We start from the raw sequence: 18,690 nt of genomic DNA, 5'->3' as shown, positions 1-18,690 counted from the left end.
GCGGTCAGCCGTCAGCCGTCAGCCGTCAGTTGTCGGGGGCCGGAACCGGCGACGCGGGCACGGCGGGTACAGCGGGTACTTCCATGCCCCCCTTGCCCACCGCCTTGCTGTAGCTGTTGCGCACCCGGAAGCGCTCGTTGAACGCGCTGCCCGCCCAGCTGTAGGTGATGACCTCCTCGCCCGAGGGATACGACACGGAGTCGTCCCCGGCGTAGATCTGCTGCGTGACGACCAGCTCCCCGCGGTCGATGGTGGCGTAGACGGCGGGCTCCTCGGCCGCGAACACGTTCTCGTAGCCCCCGCCCGCGTCGCCGTCCTTCGCGCGGTACACGTACGTCGCGATCCCGACGGAGTCCTCGCACGTCATCACGTTGATCACCACGTCCGCGGCGGCCGAGCCGGTGAGGTTCCCGTACGAGGTGTCCAGCGGGTACGCGTCCCCCGCGCACGGCTTGAGGTCGGCCTTGATCCGCGCGTTGACCTTGGGGTCCTCGCGCAGGAGGGACACGGGCTCGACGGTCCTGGCCGGGGCGGACGCGCTCGTCGTGGGGGTGGGCACGCCCTGGACCGCCGGCACGTGCACGGCCGCGCCCTCGTCCCTCGTACCCGTACCACCGGTCGAGCAGCCGGACAGCAGGAGGCCGGCCGCGAGCACGCCGAACGCGGCGAGCCCGGTCATGCCCCGGTCGCCCGCCGCGTACGCTCCGCCCCCCGGCCGGTCCGGTCGTCCCGGCCGTACGAGAGCTCTCAGGCCGCGCACCTCTCCCGCCCCACTTCCTCGCGTACGGCTTCCGCGCGTACCGCGTCCCCTCGTACGGAACCCCCGCGCACCGCGCGGCGCACCCGCGGACCCCGGGCGGGGACGCCCCGGACCGCCGGGCCCTCCTCGGCCACCCGGCTGCCCTCGGCCGCCCGGCCGTCCCGGACCGCCGGGCCGCTCCTGTCCGGACGGTCCGGCCGGTCCTCCCGGACCGTCCGGCCGTCCCGCTCCCGGTTCTCCAGCTCCTGCCGGAGCCGGGCCAGCGCGCGGTGCAGCGTGCTCTTGACCGTACCCGCCGACATGCCGAGCGCGGCAGCAGTCTCCTCCGTACTCATCTGCTCCCAGTGTCGCAGCACGACGACACTGCGTTGCTTCGGCGCCAGCACTCCGAGGACGTCCATCAGCAGCGCCCGGTCCGCGCGCTGCTCGGTGCCGTCCTCGACGCGCGCGTCGGGCAGCTCCTCGGTGGGGACCTCCTCCAGCCGGCGGGCCCGCCACCACTCCGTACGCGTGTTGATCATGACGCGGCGCAGATAGGCGTCGGCGAGGGACTTGTCCGCGATGCCGTCCCAGCGGCCGAACGTACGGGCCAGGGCGGTCTGCAACAGGTCCTGGGCGTCGACCGGGTCGGGCACCAGCCGCCGTGCGCTGCGCAGCAGGGCCTCCTGCCGGGTACGTACGTACTCCTCGAAACCGAGCACCTCGCCCTGCGCCATGCCAACCGCCTCCGACCCCATGACCTGCGTACCTTCGCGCCTTCGCGTCTTCGCGTCGCGTTACGGCACCGAAATTACGGAGCGCTTGTCACGGGGTTGTCGGGGACAGCCGTCGGTGGACGCACGGCTGTCCATCGGTTGTGTAACGGCCATGAACAGTCGTTACTGCGAGTAAGGAGACAGAGGGAGAGGACGGTGCCCGGCAGGGCGGGGGCGGTGCCTCGCGGGGAGCCGTCAGCCCTGTGGCAGCCGGTAGAGGCCGTTGTCCAGGGGCTCGACCAGACCGTCGGCGACCAGGCCGTCCAGCGCCCTGGCCCGCTGCACGGGCTCGTTCCACACGGTGTCCAGGACCGCCTGCGCGACCGGGCCCGGCGTGTCGCGCAGCACGGCGAGGAGGCGGCCCCGCACCTGGCGGTCCGTACCCGCGTAGGTCTGGCCGCGCCGCGCCGGGCCCTCGTGCGCGGGCTTGCCGGCCAGCCGCCAGGCGCACCGGGCGGCGATCGGGCAGCGTGCGCACCCCTCGTTCTTGGCCGTGCACACCAGGGCGCCCAGTTCCATGGAGGACGCGGCCCAGCGGGCCGCCGTACCGGGGTCCTCGGGCAGCAGCGCGCGGGCGAGCTTGCGCTCGGCGGCCGTCGTCGCGTTCGGCGGGTACTGGACACCGGTCACGGCGCGGGCGAACACCCGGCGGACGTTGGTGTCCAGCACGGCGTGGCGCTGTCCGTACGCGAACGAGGCCACCGCCGCCGCCGTGTACTCGCCGATCCCGGGCAGCGAGAGCAGCTGCGCGTGCTCGCGGGGTACGTCACCGTCGTACCGCTCCGTTATCGCCTGGGCCGCGCCGTGCAGCCGCAGCGCGCGGCGCGGGTAGCCGAGCCGTCCCCACGCGCGGACCGCCTCGCCCGGCGCCTCGGCGGCCAGGTCGGCGGGGCGGGGCCAGCGGGCGAGCCACTGCTCGTACACCGGGAGCACCCGGCTGACGGGGGTCTGCTGGAGCATGAACTCACTGACCATCACACCCCAGGCGCCCGCGTCGGGGCGGCGCCAGGGCAGGTCGCGCGCGTTGGTCTCGAACCACGCGATGACGGGGGTGTGCAGCGCGGCCGGGTCGCCGGCCGTCACCGTCGCCCTCGCCCCGCCGGAGGCCGGGGGCGCGGAGGACGGGAGCGCGGAGGCCGGGGCCCCGCGGTCCGGGACGCTCTCGGCCGGTGGGGCGGCGGCGGGGGCCGGGGGTGCGGGGGCCGCGGCCGCGGTGGCCGGGGCCGTGTGGGGCGGAGTCGTATGGGGCGGCGTGAGGGGCGAGTGCGGGGAAGTAGCAGTCATGGCACTTCCGATCCTGGCACGGGAGGGCGCGCGTACGGTGCAGCGGGCGGGTATACGCCGGAGGTTGTCGCCGGGGCGCGTGCGATCGCACCCTGACGGACGTACGCCCGCGTGCGCGGCACCGTTTCGCAGCGCTTGTGCGCTCGCGCGCCGTCAGGCTCCGGTGCGGGCGCGCGCCCGCGCGCGTCGGTGTCCGCCGCCCGCTGCCTCTCCCGGGCCGGCCAGGAACAGCGCGAGCCCCGACCGGCTGGTGCGCATCGCCTCCACGAGCCCCTGGACGGGCCGTACGGCCGCCAGCATCACCAGCGTCGCCACCACGCCGCCCAGCACCAGCCCGACCGCCACGTCATGCGGGTAGTGGACGCCGACGAAGACCCGGGAGAACGCCATCAGCACCGCCATCGGCACGGTGAGCCAGGCCAGCAGCGGCCGGCAGATCACGATGGCGATCGCGGCGGCCGCACCGATCGTGGAGTGGTTGCTCGGGAACGACCAGTCGCCCACCGGCGGGCAGGTGACCAGCGGAGCCGCGGCTCCGGCGACCGCCCTGCACGGTCTGTCCTCGGTCAGGAAGGACTTGGTGAGCTCGCTGCACGCGTAGGCGATGGCGGTGGCGAGCGGGGCGAGGAGGGCCAGGGCGACGGCCCGTGAGCCCTTGGTGCGGTCCGACCACCAGACCGTTATGAAGAGCAGACCGAACAACAGCAGTCCGGCCTCCGTCCAGAGCTCGGCCAGGTGCTGGAACCACGTGGGGGTGGTATGGGCGAAGTCGAGGATGTCGCGATACAGATCGCTGGTTGCGCTGCTGTTCATGAGGAGAACGTACAGAGTTCGCCGGGGGTTCCCCGACCAGGAGGCCCGTGACGGGCGCCCGACGAAAGCGGATGGCGTGGGTCATCCGGGGACGAGCCGAACACCACGCCGTGGAACGATGATCCTCAAAAGTTGCCGGGCCGGACGGTATATGGGGCGGGAGTTGGAGCCGATCTCTCGTAGAGTTCTTGTCGTGGGATCTCTGCGCAATCCGGTCGGGCCGCTTCCCTCCACCATCTACTGGCGACGGAGGGCTGTAGCGGCGACGCTGGTCGTGCTGCTCGCGCTGCTCGTCGTATGGGCCGTCACCTCCGCCGGGGGCGGCGGGGGGAAGGGCAAGGGTGCGTCCGACGGCGCGAATCCCGCGCCCTCCATCACGCCGGGACCGCCCGGCTCGGGCCCCGCCATCAGCGAACAGCCCGGTGGCGGCGGCGATTCGGAAGGCTCCGGCGGATCCGGCGACGACGGTGGCGACGGTGGCGACGGCTCGTCCGGCGGCTCGGGCGGCTCCGGTTCGGACACCGGGAACGGCGACGGGAAGAACGGTGGCGCCGAGGGCGGGGACACCGCCGGTACGGGCGGCTCCGGTTCGGGTTCCGCGGGCTCCGGCGGCTCGGCGTCCGACGGCGGTGCCGGCAGCGGCGCCGGCGGTGGTACGGGCGGCGGGGGCACCCCGGCCCGCCAGGTGCCGGCCGACTCCGGTCTCCCCAACTGCCCGTCAAGCGCGCTCAGTCTGCGCCTCCTCACCAGCAAGGTGGCCTACGGGCCGGACGAGAAGCCGGGGTTCCGGCTGGCCGTCACCAACTCCTCCGACACCACCTGCAAGACGGACCTCGGCCCGAAGGCCGTCGTCCTGACGATCACCGACGCGGACGACGAGCAGGTGTGGTCGTCCAAGGACTGCGCGAAGGACGGCCGGCTGCTGTTCGAGGTACGGGCGGGGGCGACCGTCACGCGGACCGTGGAATGGGACCGCAAGCAGAGCCGCCCCGAGTGCGCGACCCCGCCCGCCGCACCGGTCGGTGCCGGCACGTACCTGGTCGAGGCCAAGGCGCCGGGCGTGTCCGTGGAGCAGGGCCGGCAGTCGATCCGCCTGGAGAAGGACTGACGGCCGACGGCCGTACGGTACTGACGCTCCCGGGCGGTCGGACCCACCCGCTCCAGGGGGGTCAGACGTACCGCTCCAGGATGGACGACTCCGCCAGCCGCGACAGGCCCTCGCGCACACTGCGCGCCCGCGCCTCGCCCACCCCGTCCACCGTCTGGAGGTCGTCCACACTCGCCGCCAGCAGCTTCTGCAGGCCCCCGAAGTGCTCCACCAGCCGCTCGATGATGGCGCCCGGCAGCCGCGGCACCTTGGCCAGCAGCCGGTAACCGCGCGGCGAGACCGCCGAGTCCAGCGTCTCCGGGGCCCCGCTGTATCCCAGCGCGCGGGCCACGATGGGCAGTTCGAGCAGCTCCGGGTGGCTCAGCGAGTCGAGCTCGGCCAGCGCCTCCTCGACCGTACGGGACCGCTTCGCGGTCGGCTCCGGCACGTAGTCCCGCGCGACCAGGTCCCGCTCCGGGGCCACACCCGCGATCAGCTCGTCCAGTTGGAGGGAGAGCAGCCGGCCGTCGGTGCCCAGCTCCACCACGTACTCGGCGATCTCCGTGGCGATCCGGCGCACCATCTCCAGGCGCTGTGCCACCGCTGTCACGTCCCGGACCGTCACCAGGTCCTCGATCTCCAGCGCGGAGAGCGTGCCCGCGACCTCGTCCAGGCGCAGCTTGTAGCGCTCCAGGGTCGCCAGCGCCTGGTTGGCGCGGGAGAGGATCGCGGCCGACTCCTCCAGCACCCGGCGCTCGCCGTTCACGTACAGCGCGATCAGGCGCATCGACTGCGACACGGAGACGACGGGGAAGCCGCACTGCTTGGACACCCGGTCCGCCGTGCGGTGGCGCGTGCCCGTCTCCTCCGTGGGGATGGAGGACTCCGGGACCAGCTGGACACCGGCCCGCAGAATCTTGGTGATGTCTTTGTCCAGGATCAGCGCGCCGTCCAGCTTGCACAGCTCGCGCAGCCGGGTCGCGGTGAACTCCACGTCCAGTACGAAGCCGCCGGTGCACATCGCCTCGACGGACTTGTCCATGCCGAGGACGATGAGACCGCCGGTGTTCCCCCGCAGGATCCGCTCCAGGCCGTCACGCAGGGCCGTACCCGGCGCAACCGCGCTCAAGGAGGCGCGCATCAGCGCTTCGTTGCCGGAGCCCGGGCCGGACTTTCCGGGTGCTGATGCCCGGTCGTTGGCTGCCACTGCACTCCTCCGGCTCGTACGGATGGGCGAGACCAGGGCAAAGTCTACCGGCGCACGCCGTCCTCCCGTGGGGCGTCCGCACGACCCCGGCGCGGCAGGACCCTCAGAGCATCGCCCATGTCGGCGACTTCCGTGACCTTCATACCGGCCGGGACTTTGCCCGGGTCGGTCGGCACGAGGGCCTGGGTGAAGCCCAGCCGGTGCGCCTCGGCGAGCCTGCGCTGCACGCCCGTGACCCTTCTGACCTCGCCCGCGAGTCCCACCTCGCCGATCGCGACCAGATTCTTCGGCAGGGGGGTGTCACTGGCGGCGGAGGCCAGCGCGAGCGCCACCGCCAGGTCGGCGGCGGGCTCGGAGAGCTTCACGCCGCCGACCGTCGCGCTGTAGATGTCGCGCTTGCCGAGCGCGCTGATGCGGCCGCGCTGCTCCAGCACGGCGAGCATCATCGAGACCCGTGAGGTCTCCAGACCGGAGGTCGTCCGCCGGGGGGAGGGGATCTGCGAGTCGACGGTCAGCGCCTGCACCTCGGCCACCAGCGGACGCCGCCCTTCGAGCGTCACCGTCAGGCAGGTGCCGGGCACCGGCTCGTCACGCCTGGTCAGGAACAGCCCCGAGGGATCGGCGAGCCCGGTGATCCCCTCGTCGTGCAGCTCGAAGCAGCCGACCTCGTCGGTCGCGCCGAACCGGTTCTTGACGCCCCGCACGAGCCGCAGCCGGGCGTGCCGGTCGCCCTCGAAGGAGAGCACGACATCCACCAGGTGTTCGAGCAGGCGGGGGCCCGCGATCGCGCCGTCCTTGGTGACGTGGCCCACCAGGAGCGTGGCCATCCCGCGCTCCTTGGAGGCTCGGATGAGCGCGCCCGCGACCTCCCTGACCTGGGCCATCCCGCCCGGCGCGCCATCGATCTCGGGGGAGGCGACGGTCTGCACGGAGTCCATGATCAGCAGCGACGGCTTCACCGCGTCGAGATGGCCGAGGACGGCGGAGAGGTCCGTCTCGGCCGCGAGGTAGAGGTGGTCGTGGATGGCCCCGATGCGGTCGGCGCGCAGCCGCACCTGGCTGGCGGACTCCTCGCCCGTCACGTACAGCGTGCGGTGTTCGTCGCTCGCCGCCTTCGCCGCGACGTCGAGCAGCAGCGTCGACTTGCCGACGCCCGGCTCGCCCGCGAGCAGCACCACCGCACCGGGCACCAGACCGCCGCCGAGCACACGGTCCAGTTCGTCGACCCCGGTGGACCGCGCCGTGGCCGTGCGGACGTCGACCTGGGCGATGGGGAGCGCGGCAGCGGAGACCCGGCCGGCGGAGGTCGTCCGCACGGCGGGCGCGCCGTACTCCTCGACCGTGCCCCACGCGTGGCACTCGGGGCAGCGGCCGAGCCATTTGGCGGTCGTCCAGCCGCATTCGGTACAGCGGTAGGACGGCCGGTCCTTGGCGGATTTCGTACGGGCAGCCATGGCGTCACCGTATAGGGGGCCACTGACACCCGGGGCGCTCGCCCGCCCCGGCCGGTCCCCTCGGGTGCGGCGAGCCGCGTGGTGCGCCGAGTGGTGCGCCGGAGTGAACCGCGTGATGACCGACTGGCGACCCATGTGGCGCATGCTGCCTTTACCACTCGGAGTGCTGTCAAAACCCACCGGATTGCGGGATTTTTGTTCTCTTTCGGGGGATGTATTCACCCGTAAGGAGTAAATATGCTCAAGCGGTGTGAGGGTGTGGACCGGCCTGACTACCGTCGCCGGGTGATGAGCCGCAGCCCCGAGACCTCCCCGCACAACCCCGGCGCACACCGTGTCTTCTGTCGTGCGCCCCGACCGGCGGCAAAGCGCCCTCCGGCGCGGTACGAGCGATTCGAGCGGTACGAGCCGTATTTGGACGGCCTGTTCACCTACTGCCTCTCCGTGCTCCGCGACCACGACGCGGCGACGGAGGTGCTCGGCGAGGTGCTGTCCGTCGCCGAACGGCAGCACGGGCGGTGCCCTTCGGGCGCGGAGGAACGCAAGGTGTGGCTGTACGCGCTCGCCCGGTGGGCTTGTCTGCGCCGGCTCACCCGACGGCGCACGGGCCGTGGGGGCGTGAGCCGTGGGGGTACGAACCGTGGGGGCGCGCACGCGAGCGGCCGTACGCCGGAGCCCGCGGCGGGGGCCCCGGAGGCCGGGGGCTCCCCGGAGACCGCCGAGCGCCGTCGCCGTGAACTCGCCCTGCTGGCCTGGCCCGAGGCGGCGGGTACGACCCCGGAGCAGCGCGAGGCGCTGGAGCTGGCAGTCCGTCACCGGCTGGGCCCCGGCGACATCGCGGCCGTGCTGTCGATGGAGCCCACGGCGGCGCGCGACCTGCTCGCCTCCGCCACCTGCGAGGTCGACCGGACGCGGGCCGCGCTCGCCGTGGCGGACACGGGCGACTGCCCGTCGGTCGAGCGGCTGACCGGTGGGCGGCGGGTGCTGCTCTCGTCCGCGCTCCGCCGTGAGCTGGTCCGCCACGTGGACGACTGCCCGCGCTGCCGCCGCGCCGCCGAACGCGCCGAAGCGGCGGGCCCCTGGCCGGGCTCCTACGTGGCGCAGGCGCACGGGGGCCCGGACCGGGACGTCGACGCCGCCCGGGACCCCGGCATCGCCCGGGATGTCAACGCCGCCCGGGCCGTCGCGCGGAGCGCCGCGGCCACCGGACTCCCGCTGGTCCGGGCGGAGCGGACGGCCATGTACACCGCCATGGCGCACGTCCCCCGGGCCCGCTCGGCGGCGCCGCGGTTCGGGCGGAACGGGTTCCCCCTGGACCCCAAGGACCGGGCCGCCCGGCGGGAGAGGATGCGGGCCAGGGCGGTGACGACCACCGTCGTCGCGACCGTCGTCGCGGCTCCCGTGCTCGCCCTCTGGGCCGCCCACCGGGGCGCGCCCGTCCCGGGGGAGAGCCACAGAGGACTCTCGGTCAGCGCCGCGTCCGGGGGGCCGCCCGTGCTCAGCGAGGGGCCGCCGCACGGGCGCTCCGAGCACTACGAGAACGCCGGCAACGCCGGCCATGTCCTGGACCGCCCCGGTTTCGGCCCCGGCCGGGCCCCGGAACTCTCGGTCGAGGTCGTCAGCGACGGTACGCACCCGGCGCACCCGGCTCACCCGTCACGCTCGTCGCACCCGTCCTTCGGCCGGATCGCCACCGAGGCGTGGTCCACCGGGGACACCACGGTCATCACCCTCAAGGCCACGGGTGGCGAACCCGTCTCCTGGACCGCCGGGACCACCGCGCCCTGGCTCGCGCTGAACCGCCACCACGGCACGCTCACGCCCGGCGACACCACCGCCGTCCGGGCCGCCGTGGACCATCGGCGGGAGCCGTCCGGCCCCTGGAGCGCGCGGATCGCGCTGTACCCGGCCGGTCCACTGGTGAAGATCTACGGCTACGGCAGCAAGCCCCCGGCCGTGGCCCGGCCGTCGCGTCCATCACACCCGGGCCACACCGGCCACCCGGGCCGTTCCGGTCGCCCGGATCCCGTCGAACCGCCTGGTCACGGGAGATGACCGGGTGCCCCGGTCTCCCGGCGCGTCCGGACGGGCCCGCCGGACCCGTCCGCACCGCCCGCCCGGGCCCGTACCGTACGGCCCGACCGCCGCGCGTCAGCCGCCCGCCGGAGGATCCGCGGGATGCGGCGCCACCAGCGGCAGCGTGCTCGCCAGACGCTGTTCGCACAGCCCGACGAGCACGTCGTACGCCTCCTTGCCCATCAGCTCCGTCAGCTCGGGCCGGTACGTACGGAACACCGGCTCGCCCGCCCCGTGCGCCGAGGTCGCCGACGTGCACCACCAGTGCAGATCGTGGCCGCCCGGCCCCCAGCCCCGCCGGTCGTACTCCCCGATGGTGATCTGGAGGACACGCGTGTCGTCGGGCCGCTCGATCCAGTCGTACGAACGCCGCACCGGCAGCTGCCAGCAGACGTCCGGCTTCGTCTCCAGCGGCTCGCGCCCCTCGCGCAGCGCCAGGATGTGCAGCGCGCATCCCGCCCCGCCGGCGAAACCCGGCCTGTTCTGGAAGATGCACGAGCCGTTCCAGCGGCGCGTCTGGCGCTCGCCGTCCTCCTCGTCGATCTGTGTCCAGCCCGTGGCCGTCCCCACGTCGTGGAACTGCCAGAGCTCCGGCGTGAGCCGGGCGACGTGCCCCGCGACCCGCTCCTCGTCCTCCTCGTCCGAGAAGTGCGCGCCCAGCGTGCAGCAGCCGTCGTCGGCGCGGCCGGCCTGGATGCCCTGGCAGCCGCTGCCGAAGACGCAACTCCAGCGCGAGGTGAGCCACGTCAGGTCGCAGCGGAAGACCTGTTCGTCGTCGGCGGGGTCCGGGAACTCGACCCAGGCGCGCGCGAAGTCGATCCCCTTCTCGTCGGACTCGTCCCATCCGCCGGACGGATCGGACGGACCGGACGCACTGGACGCGTCGGACGCACCGAGTGCGTCGGAAGCGTCGTCCAGCACGACGCCGATCACCACCTCCTCGGCCTTCCGGCGGCGGTCCTGCTTCTTCGGGTCCTTGGCTTTGTCCTGCTTCGCCTTTTTCGTCTTTGGCACGGGTCCCAGCGTATGCGTGTCACCGCAGTAGCGTTCGGTTCATGAGACTCGGAGTCCTCGACGTCGGTTCGAACACCGTCCACCTGCTCGCGGTCGACGCCCACCACGGCGCCTGCCCACTGCCCGCGCACTCGCACAAGGCGGAGCTCAGGCTCGCCGAACTGCTGGACGAGAACGGCGCCATAGGACCCGACGGGGTCGACCGGCTGGTGTCCACGATCGCCGACGCCCTCCAGGCGGCGGAGGACAAGGGCTGCGAGGCGGTGCTGCCGTTCGCCACCTCCGCCGTACGGGAGGCCACCAACGCCGATCAGGTGCTCGGCCGTGTCAAGAGCGAGACCGGCGTCGACCTCGAAGTCCTCACCGGCGAGCAGGAGGCCCGGCTGACCTTCCTCGCCGCCCGCCGCTGGTTCGGCTGGTCCGCGGGGAAACTGCTGGTCGTGGACATCGGCGGCGGTTCGCTGGAGATCGCGTACGGCATCGACGAGGAGCCGGACGCCGCCGTGTCCCTGCCGCTGGGCGCGGGCCGGCTCACCGCGGGCTGGCTGCCCGGCGATCCGCCCGACCCGATGGACGTACGGGCGCTGCGCCGGCACGTGCGCGCCGAGATCGCCCGTACGGTCGGGGAGTTCGCGCGGTTCGGCTCCCCCGACCACGTCGTGGCGACGTCCAAGACCTTCCGGCAGCTGGCCCGCCTCACCGGCGCCGCCCGCTCCGCCGACGGCCCCTACGTGCAGCGCGAACTGAGTCGTACGTCACTGGAGGAGTGGGTGTCCAGGCTCGCCGCGATGCCCGCCGAGCGGCGCGCGGAGCTGCCCGGCGTATCGGCGGGACGATCGGCACAACTGCTGGCGGGAGCGCTGGTGGCGGAGGCGGCGATGGACCTCTTCGGCGTCGAGACGCTGGAGATCTGTCCCTGGGCGCTGCGCGAGGGGGTCATCCTCCGTCGTCTCGATCAACTCCCTACGAGCTAGTCGGGGCCCGTACGCTGTCCCCGTGGCAGAACCAGTGGTGCGCGTCCCGGCAGCGAAGGTCGCCCTGTCTACGGCCTCGGTCTATCCGGAGTCGACGGCGACGGCCTTCGAGATCGCCGCGCGCCTGGGGTACGACGGTGTCGAGGTCATGGTGTGGACCGATCCGGTCAGCCAGGACATCGAGGCGCTGCGCAGGCTCTCCGACTACCACCAGGTGCCGATCCTCGCAGTTCACGCGCCCTGTCTGCTGATCACGCAGAGAGTCTGGTCGACGGATCCGTGGGTCAAGCTCCAGCGGGCCCGCACGGCGGCCGAGAAGCTCGGTGCCTCGACGGTGGTGGTGCATCCGCCGTTCCGCTGGCAGCGCCAGTACGCGCGGGACTTCGTCAGCGGCATATGGCGGATGGCCGGCGAGACGGACGTGCGATTCGCGGTCGAGAACATGTACCCGTGGCGCTACCGGGACCGTGAGCTGCTCGCGTACGCCCCCGACTGGGACGTCACGAAGGACGACTACCGGCACTTCACCGTCGACCTCTCGCACACCGCGACCGCCCGCGCCGACGCCCTGGCCATGATCGACCGGATGGGGGACCGGCTGGGACACGTGCATCTCGCCGACGGCAGGGGCTCGGGCAAGGACGAGCACCTGGTGCCGGGGCGGGGCACGCAGCCGTGCGCGGAGCTGCTGGGGCGGCTCGCGGAGAGCGCGTTCGACGGGCATGTGGTGATCGAGGTCAACACGCGGCGGGCGATGTCGGCGGCGGAGCGCGAGGCGGACCTGGCGGAGGCGCTGGCGTTCGCGCGCCTGCACCTGGCGGCGTCGGCGGCAGGCGAGTCCGTCATGGCCGCCGCCGCGCGGGCCACCGCTTCGGCCGCCGGGACCGCTTCGGCCGCCTCCTCGGCCGAAGCGGCGGCGACGGCTGATACGTCGGCGGCTGACACGGCGGGGGCGACGGGCGGCCGGGGCGCGGCGGGCCGGGGTGCGGGCCGGGGCCGCGGCCGGGGCACCAGGGCCGCCCGCGCGGTGTCGGCGGCGTCGGGAGCCGCCCGTACCGCTCGCTCCCGTCTCCCGGGCCGGTCGGGCGCGCCGGGCCGGTCGGGCCTTCCTGGGCCTGCTGGGGCTTCAGGGGCTTCGGGGGCTTCAGGCTCGGGCTCTTCGGGCTCCTCCTCGGGCTCTTCGGGCTCCTCCGGATCCACGAGGGGCTCCGGGGCCGCCGAATCCTCCGGTCCGTCCGGTCCGGGCCTGTCGTGAACGGTACGGCTCCGCGCCGCCGGGGCCGCGGCCGTCCCTCCCGCGAGGACACCGGCACCGGCCCCAGCGCCCGGCAGCGCATCCTGGACGCGGCGCGCGCGGAATTCGCCGAACGCGGCTACGACAAGACATCCGTCCGAGGCATCGCCAAGGCCGCGGGCGTCGACCCGGCGCTCGTGCACCACTACTTCGGTACGAAGGACGAGGTCTTCGCCGCCGCCATCGAGGTCTCCTTCGAACCGGCGCTGGTCCTGCCCGCCGTACTGGCCGGCGACCGCGAGGGCATCGGCGAGCGGCTCGCCCGCACCTTCATCGGCGTCTGGGAGAACCCGGGCACGCGGGCCCCGCTGCTGGCGGTGATCCGCTCCGCGCTGACGCACGAGGCCGCGGCCGGGGTCCTGCGCACGTTCGTCCTGCGCAGGCTGCTGAGCCGGGTCGTGGAGGAGCTGGACGTACCGGACCCGACGTTCCGCGCCGAGCTGGCGGCCTCGCAGATGGTCGGGATCGCGATCCTGCGGTACGTGATCCGGGCCGAGCCGCTGGCCTCGGCGGACCCGGAGGAGATCATCGCGCAGGTGGCGCCGACGCTCCAGCGCTACCTGACCGGAACCGACCCGCACTCCGGCACCGAGGCGGGTGCCTGACGCCTGACGCCTGACGGCCAACGGTCGACGGCCGACGCTTGCGCGGCGGGCCGAGGCCGCGGGCGTCCAGGTTCGTGCCCAGAACCTGAACACATATCCCGTATGCCGGACGGCATGTCCAGATCTTGGATCCAGGGCGTACGCTCGAAGGAGTTTTGTTTCCGCTGAAGGAGCGAGCGACGATGCCCCAGCTGAGGTCCCGCACTGTCACCCACGGCCGCAACATGGCGGGCGCACGCGCCCTTATGCGTGCCTCGGGCGTAGCGAGCGAGGACATCGGCAAGCCGATCGTCGCCGTCGCCAACTCCTTCACGGAATTCGTGCCCGGCCACACCCACCTCGCCCCGGTGGGCCGGATCGTCTCCGAGGCGATCAAGGCCGCGGGCGCCGTGCCGCGCGAGTTCAACACCATCGCCGTGGACGACGGCATCGCCATGGGCCACGGCGGCATGCTCTACTCCCTGCCGTCCCGCGACCTGATCGCCGACTCCGTTGAGTACATGGTCGAGGCACACTGCGCCGACGCGCTGATCTGCATCTCCAACTGCGACAAGATCACCCCCGGCATGCTGATGGCCGCGATGCGCCTCAACATCCCGACGGTCTTCGTCTCCGGCGGCCCCATGGAGGCCGGCCGCGCCACGCTCGTGGACGGTACGGTCCGCAAGCTCGACCTGATCAACGCGATCTCCGACGCCGTCAACGAGAGCGTCTCGGACGAGGACATCCTCCGTATCGAGGAGAACGCCTGTCCGACCTGCGGCTCCTGCTCCGGCATGTTCACCGCCAACTCGATGAACTGCCTGACCGAGGCCATGGGCCTCTCCCTGCCCGGCAACGGCTCGGTCCTCGCCACGCACACCGCCCGCCGCGCGCTGTACGAGAAGGCGGGCACGACCGTCGTCGAGATCGCCAAGCGCTACTACGAGCAGGACGACGACACCGTCCTGCCACGCAGCATCGGCAGCCGGGCCGCGTTCGACAACGCCATGGCCCTCGACATCGCCATGGGCGGCTCGACCAACACCATCCTCCACCTGCTCGCCGCCGCCCAGGAGGCCGAGCTGGACTACGACCTCGCGGACATCGACGCCGTCTCGCGCCGCGTCCCCTGCTTGGCGAAGGTCGCGCCGAACGTCGCTCCCGGCGGTACGTACTACATGGAGGACATCCACCGGGCGGGCGGCATCCCGGCCATCCTCGGCGAGCTGTACCGGGGCGGGCTGCTCAACGAGGACGTGCACACGATCCACTCGCCGAGCGTCAAGGACTGGCTGGAGACCTGGGACGTGCGGGGCGGCTCGCCGTCCGAGGAGGCCGTCGAGCTCTGGCACGCGGCCCCCGGCTGCAAGCGTTCCGCCGAGGCGTTCTCCCAGTCGGAGCGGTGGGACTCGCTCGACACCGACGCGGCGAACGGCTGTGTGCGCGACATCGCCCACGCCTACTCCGAGGACGGTGGCCTGGCGGTGCTCAAGGGCAACCTCGCCGTCGACGGCTGTGTGGTGAAGACGGCCGGCGTGGACGAGTCGATCTGGACCTTCGAGGGCCCGGCCGTCGTCTGCGAGTCGCAGGAGGAGGCCGTGGAGCGGATCCTGCTCAAGCAGGTGAAGGAGGGCGATGTCGTCGTCATCCGCTACGAGGGCCCGCGCGGCGGCCCGGGCATGCAGGAGATGCTCTACCCGACCTCGTACCTGAAGGGCCGCGGGCTGGGCAAGGCGTGTGCGCTGATCACCGACGGCCGTTTCTCGGGCGGCACGTCCGGTCTGTCGATCGGCCACGCCTCGCCGGAGGCGGCCTCGGGCGGCACGATCGCGCTGGTCAACGACGGTGACCGGATTCGGATCGACATCCCGAACCGCTCGATCGAGCTGCTCGTCCCGGAGGAGGAGCTGGCGGAGCGGCGCGCGGCGCTGAACGGCGTGTACGGGCCGGCCGACCGCGACCGGAAGGTGTCGGCGGCGCTGCGGGCGTACGCGGCGATGGCGACGAGCGCGGACAAGGGCGCGGTCAGGGACGTGTCGCGACTCGGCTGAGGCGGCGGACCGGGGCCGGGCGGCGGCCCGGCCGGGGCGCCGGCGCCGGGACCGTGGGCCCCGGGCTTTCAAAAGCCCAGAGGGCTCAATCCAAGGCCGGCCGTGGGGCCGCCGCCCCGACGCCCATGCCCACGGCCCACCGGTCGGCTCCGCCTCACCAGCTCACCCGCTCACCGGTTCACCCGCTCACCAGCGCGCCGGATCCCGGCCGGGAACGGCGAAGACGGAACCGTCGGGCGCGGTGGCGAAGACCCTGCCCGACGGGTCGGTGACCGGTGCGGGCAGGGTCCCCGAGAGGGTGAACTTCCCCTCGCTCATCCGGGGCTCCGTCTGCCCCACCAGCACCCCACGTTCCGTGGACACGGCGAGCAGCCGCCCGTCGCCCGCGCTCAGGAAGAGGTGCCCACCGGCGACGGTCGGTCGCGAGGCCCGCGTGACGGACGTCTCCAGCCGCCAGCGCTCGGCGGCGCCCCGCCCGTCGTCGCCCGGCCCGTCACCTCCCGGTCCGTCACCGTCCTCCATGCCGACGGCGAGGAGCGAGCCGGCGTAGCCGATGACGTACACCGTTCCGTCGTCGCCCACGGTGGCCTGGGCCTGGTCGACCGGTGCGGTCAGCGTGACCCGTCGTACGGTACGGCTCGCCGTGTCGACCCGTACGACGGCCTCGGTGATGCCGTCCGTGTCGTCCGCCAGCAGGAACAGAGCCCGGCCGGAGGATCCGGCCGGCCGCAGATTGCCGGCCGGCCGCTTCTCCCACAGCAGGGCGCCGTTCGCCGGGTCCACGGCGCTGACCTCGGTGGTCGAGCCGTCGGACGCCGGCGTCACCGCGAACAGCGGTCCCTCCGGTGAGGCCGTCCACATCGCGCCGGGGCCGCCGCGCCGCTCGGCCCACCGCTCCTCGCCCGTGGCACCGTCGAGAGCGCGCACAAGACCGTCGTACGTGAGGAGCAGCACCGTGTCGCCCGTGTGCTGAATCCCGGCGTACGAAGAGAGGCCGGCCTCCCAGCGCGGCTCGCCCGAGGTGGGGTCGAGCGCCTTCAGCCGGGTGCCGCCGGAGGTGATGACGTGCAGCAGCCCGCCACAGAGGACCGGCGGGGCTGCCTCGTCGGCGTCGCTGGTGGTACGGCTGTCCCGTACGGACCAGTCGACAGCGCCGTCGGCCGGGTCGAGCCGGGCGGCGGTGAGACCGGGGGCGGAGCAGTAGACGCCCGGATCCCCGTCCGAGCCATCACCGGAATCACGGGCACCACCGGAATCACGGGAATCGCCGGATCCATCGGGGCCAGCGGCTCCGGTGGATCCGCCGGATCCGGTGGAGCAGACGGGCATGCGGTTCCCGCCCGTACCGGAGTGGAGGGTGGTGTGCCAGGGCCGGAACGCCCCCTCCGCCCGGCCGAGTGACGGGTCACGGGCGGCTGTGCCGTCGGAGCCGTCGCCCAGGACACGCACCCCGACGAAGCCGGCCACGGCCAGGGCCGCGACCACGGCACCGGCGGCGACCAGGCGGCTCGTGCGGCGGGACAGGCGGAGGGCGGGACGGAGAGCGGGACGACGCGGAGACGGGCGGTCGGCCGGGGTGCCCCCACCGTTCTCGGCACCCCCACCGTCCCCGAAGGTTCCACCCTTCCCGGCGGGCCCACCACTTCCAGTGGCCCCACCAACCCTGGCGGGCCCACCACTTCCAGTGGCCCCACCAACCCTGGCGGGCCCACCACCTCCGGTCCCCTTGCCCGCAGTCGGCTCGACGTCCCCGTCGGTCCCATGGCCTTCCGGCGCGCGAGGATGCGTGACCGGGGCCGCCGGATCACCGGCCGTCGCCTCCTCCGGCCGGCGCTGCGCGGGCACGAGCGGGGTCGCGCCGCCCCGCGCCACCCCCGTCCGGCCGGCCTCTTCGACGCCGGTCCAGTCGAGGGGAGCCGCCCCCGGTGCGTGCCCGTCCCCCGTGCGCAGCGCGGTCATCACCTCGTCCGGCGTCGGCCGGTCGGCGGGCTCCTTCGCCAGGCAGCGCGAGACCAGCGGCAGGATCTGGTCGGGGACGCCCGCCAGATCCGGTTCGTCGTGCACGACCTGGTACGCCACGATGTACGGGCTGTCCGAGTCGAACGGTCCCCGCCCGGTCGCCGCGTGCACCAGCACGGCGCCCATCGCGAACACATCGGCGGCCGGTCCGACTTCACGCGGTCGCTGGAACTGCTCGGGTGCCATGAAGGGCGGTGTGCCGATCAGCTTGCCCGTCTCCGTCCGTAGATCACTGTCGGCGGGCCGGGAGATCCCGAAGTCGATGACCTTCGGGCCGTCCGCCGCCAACAGGACGTTGCCGGGCTTGAGATCGCGGTGCACGACGCCGGCGCGGTGGATGTCCCGCAGCCCCTCGGCCAGCCCGGCACCGAGCCTGACCAACTCCCCGGTCCTCAGCGGGCCCGTGCGCCTCACCCGGTCGGAGAGGGTGGGGCCGTCGATGAACAGCGTGGCCATCCAGGGGCGTTCGGCGTCCGGATCGGCATCCACGACCGGCGCGGTGAAGGCCCCGCTCACCCGCCGCGCGGCCATGATCTCCTGCCGGAACCGGGCCCTGAACTCGGGGTCCGAGGCGTGGTTCGCGTGCACGACCTTGACGGCCAGCCGCAACCCCGAGTCGGACGTGGCCAGATGGACCACACCCATTCCGCCCGCGCCCAGGACGCCCTCGAGCAGGTAGCGGCCGGCGTAGTCCGGATGCTCCGCTTCCGGGGCCGACCCGGTGTTGCGCAGTGGTGGCATCGCCCACCCCCGTTTATTCGTGCGCGTTTTCGTGTGCGAGCGCGACGCACGGAGCCTAATCGATGGTGCGTGTCATCCAGCCATGGCTTGCTAGCCTGCGCGGCGCGGAGTGCGCACCTTCGATGGCGCACCTTCACTGGGGGAGGGGACCGTATGTCGGTCGAAGAAGTTGAGAGCGTGGCGGGGGACACGACGGGGGACACGGCGGCGGCCGAGGCAACGGAGATGGCCGAGGTCGCGGTGGTGGCCACGCGCTACCCCGTGGCCCCGGGCTACCGGCTGAACGTCAGGAGCGGTCCGGGCACGAACTACCGGCTCGTCAAGGTGCTGCCGTACGGCGCCACCGTCCCGATCAATTGCCAGAAGCCGGGGGAGCGGGTCTCGGGCCCGTACGGGACCACCGACATCTGGGACAACATCGCCAATGGGCAGTACGTCTCGGACGCGTACGTGCTGACGGGCAGCAACGGCTACGTGGCGGTGCGCTGCTCCTGATCCCTCGCGGCCCTCGCGGCCGCCGTGTCATCCGGCCCGCCCGTTCGGGCGGATAGGCGGGGGTCGCGGGCGCGAATGG

14 protein-coding genes and 1 pseudogene are annotated in these 18,690 nt (G+C 73.3%); 7 read left to right on the top strand and 8 right to left on the bottom strand.

Annotation, left to right across the window (positions count from 1 at the left end; genetic code table 11):
• Nucleotides 1–25: 25 nt before the first annotated feature.
• The 4 genes from ACU6P3_RS14525 to ACU6P3_RS14510 all read right to left on the bottom strand — a co-directional run bounded on the left by ACU6P3_RS14525 (nucleotide 26) and on the right by ACU6P3_RS14510 (nucleotide 3,612).
• Complete coding sequence (locus tag ACU6P3_RS14525; RefSeq protein WP_447197471.1) at nucleotides 26–679, bottom strand: hypothetical protein; 654 nt, start codon at nucleotides 677–679, stop codon at nucleotides 26–28.
• Between the two features lie 68 nt (nucleotides 680–747).
• Nucleotides 748–1,476: a SigE family RNA polymerase sigma factor gene (locus tag ACU6P3_RS14520; protein WP_447197470.1), complete on the bottom strand. Its 729-nt coding sequence runs from the start codon at nucleotides 1,474–1,476 to the stop codon at nucleotides 748–750.
• A gap of 234 nt (nucleotides 1,477–1,710) precedes the next feature.
• Nucleotides 1,711–2,799 (bottom strand): HhH-GPD family protein, encoded by a 1,089-nt coding sequence (locus ACU6P3_RS14515; RefSeq protein ID WP_447197469.1) that lies wholly within the window; start codon nucleotides 2,797–2,799, stop codon nucleotides 1,711–1,713.
• 153 nt (nucleotides 2,800–2,952) lie between these two features.
• Nucleotides 2,953–3,612 (bottom strand): phosphatase PAP2 family protein, encoded by a 660-nt coding sequence (locus ACU6P3_RS14510; RefSeq protein ID WP_447197468.1) that lies wholly within the window; start codon nucleotides 3,610–3,612, stop codon nucleotides 2,953–2,955.
• Nucleotides 3,613–3,805: 193 nt separating this feature from the next.
• Between ACU6P3_RS14510 and ACU6P3_RS14505 the strand changes: the two genes are divergently transcribed.
• Entirely contained in the window at nucleotides 3,806–4,720 is a 915-nt protein-coding gene (locus tag ACU6P3_RS14505) for a hypothetical protein (RefSeq protein ID WP_447197467.1), read from the top strand.
• Nucleotides 4,721–4,781: 61 nt separating this feature from the next.
• Here ACU6P3_RS14505 and disA read toward each other — a convergent pair whose 3' ends face one another.
• Both disA and radA read right to left on the bottom strand, forming a co-directional pair.
• Entirely contained in the window at nucleotides 4,782–5,906 is a 1,125-nt protein-coding gene (disA, locus tag ACU6P3_RS14500; protein WP_344276486.1) for a DNA integrity scanning diadenylate cyclase DisA, read from the bottom strand.
• A gap of 44 nt (nucleotides 5,907–5,950) precedes the next feature.
• A complete protein-coding gene (gene radA / locus ACU6P3_RS14495; protein WP_030756058.1) occupies nucleotides 5,951–7,360 on the bottom strand; it encodes a DNA repair protein RadA in 1,410 nt (469 codons plus the stop codon).
• Between the two features lie 414 nt (nucleotides 7,361–7,774).
• On the opposite strand from radA, the gene ACU6P3_RS14490 reads away from it, so the two are divergent.
• On the top strand, nucleotides 7,775–9,415 hold the full coding sequence (locus tag ACU6P3_RS14490; RefSeq protein WP_447197466.1) for a hypothetical protein: 1,641 nt from the start codon (nucleotides 7,775–7,777) through the stop codon (nucleotides 9,413–9,415).
• 96 nt (nucleotides 9,416–9,511) lie between these two features.
• On the opposite strand, the gene ACU6P3_RS14485 is transcribed toward ACU6P3_RS14490, so the two are convergent.
• On the bottom strand, nucleotides 9,512–10,450 hold the full coding sequence (locus ACU6P3_RS14485) for a DUF3109 family protein (protein ID WP_447197465.1): 939 nt from the start codon (nucleotides 10,448–10,450) through the stop codon (nucleotides 9,512–9,514).
• A gap of 41 nt (nucleotides 10,451–10,491) precedes the next feature.
• Between ACU6P3_RS14485 and ACU6P3_RS14480 the strand changes: the two genes are divergently transcribed.
• The 4 genes and pseudogenes from ACU6P3_RS14480 to ilvD all read left to right on the top strand — a co-directional run bounded on the left by ACU6P3_RS14480 (nucleotide 10,492) and on the right by ilvD (nucleotide 15,356).
• A complete protein-coding gene (locus tag ACU6P3_RS14480) occupies nucleotides 10,492–11,424 on the top strand; it encodes a Ppx/GppA family phosphatase (RefSeq protein ID WP_447197464.1) in 933 nt (310 codons plus the stop codon).
• A gap of 22 nt (nucleotides 11,425–11,446) precedes the next feature.
• A pseudogene (locus tag ACU6P3_RS14475) lies at nucleotides 11,447–12,250 on the top strand (sugar phosphate isomerase/epimerase family protein); the annotation flags it as partial.
• 425 nt (nucleotides 12,251–12,675) lie between these two features.
• Nucleotides 12,676–13,323 (top strand): TetR/AcrR family transcriptional regulator, encoded by a 648-nt coding sequence (locus ACU6P3_RS14470; protein ID WP_447197463.1) that lies wholly within the window; start codon nucleotides 12,676–12,678, stop codon nucleotides 13,321–13,323.
• Between the two features lie 182 nt (nucleotides 13,324–13,505).
• Nucleotides 13,506–15,356 carry a dihydroxy-acid dehydratase gene (gene ilvD / locus ACU6P3_RS14465; protein ID WP_447197462.1) on the top strand — a complete coding sequence of 617 codons (1,851 nt, stop codon included), beginning with the start codon at nucleotides 13,506–13,508 and terminating at the stop codon, nucleotides 15,354–15,356.
• A gap of 186 nt (nucleotides 15,357–15,542) precedes the next feature.
• On the opposite strand, the gene ACU6P3_RS14460 is transcribed toward ilvD, so the two are convergent.
• The gene (locus ACU6P3_RS14460) at nucleotides 15,543–18,116 is read right to left on the bottom strand and encodes a serine/threonine-protein kinase (RefSeq protein WP_447197461.1); all 2,574 of its coding nucleotides are present in this window, start codon (nucleotides 18,114–18,116) and stop codon (nucleotides 15,543–15,545) included.
• 153 nt (nucleotides 18,117–18,269) lie between these two features.
• Here ACU6P3_RS14460 and ACU6P3_RS14455 point away from each other — a divergent pair, with 153 nt between their 5' ends.
• A complete protein-coding gene (locus tag ACU6P3_RS14455) occupies nucleotides 18,270–18,611 on the top strand; it encodes a peptidase (protein ID WP_447197460.1) in 342 nt (113 codons plus the stop codon).
• Nucleotides 18,612–18,690 lie beyond the last annotated feature (79 nt).

It is taken from the genome of Streptomyces hebeiensis, assembly GCF_052983195.1.
This window is presented reverse-complemented; position numbering and strand designations above follow the sequence as displayed.

Excerpts from the sequence above, each read along its gene's own strand:
- ACU6P3_RS14525 (WP_447197471.1), bottom strand. The coding sequence starts at position 679 with ATGACCGGGCTCGCCGCGTTCGGCGTGCTCGCGGCCGGCCTCCTGCTG.
- ACU6P3_RS14520 (WP_447197470.1), bottom strand. The coding sequence starts at position 1,476 with ATGGCGCAGGGCGAGGTGCTCGGTTTCGAGGAGTACGTACGTACCCGG.
- ACU6P3_RS14515 (WP_447197469.1), bottom strand. The coding sequence starts at position 2,799 with ATGACTGCTACTTCCCCGCACTCGCCCCTCACGCCGCCCCATACGACT.
- ACU6P3_RS14510 (WP_447197468.1), bottom strand. The coding sequence starts at position 3,612 with ATGAACAGCAGCGCAACCAGCGATCTGTATCGCGACATCCTCGACTTC.
- radA (WP_030756058.1), bottom strand. The coding sequence starts at position 7,360 with ATGGCTGCCCGTACGAAATCCGCCAAGGACCGGCCGTCCTACCGCTGT.
- ACU6P3_RS14480 (WP_447197464.1), top strand. The coding sequence starts at position 10,492 with ATGAGACTCGGAGTCCTCGACGTCGGTTCGAACACCGTCCACCTGCTC.
- ilvD (WP_447197462.1), top strand. The coding sequence starts at position 13,506 with ATGCCCCAGCTGAGGTCCCGCACTGTCACCCACGGCCGCAACATGGCG.
- ACU6P3_RS14460 (WP_447197461.1), bottom strand. The coding sequence starts at position 18,116 with ATGCCACCACTGCGCAACACCGGGTCGGCCCCGGAAGCGGAGCATCCG.
- ACU6P3_RS14455 (WP_447197460.1), top strand. The coding sequence starts at position 18,270 with ATGTCGGTCGAAGAAGTTGAGAGCGTGGCGGGGGACACGACGGGGGAC.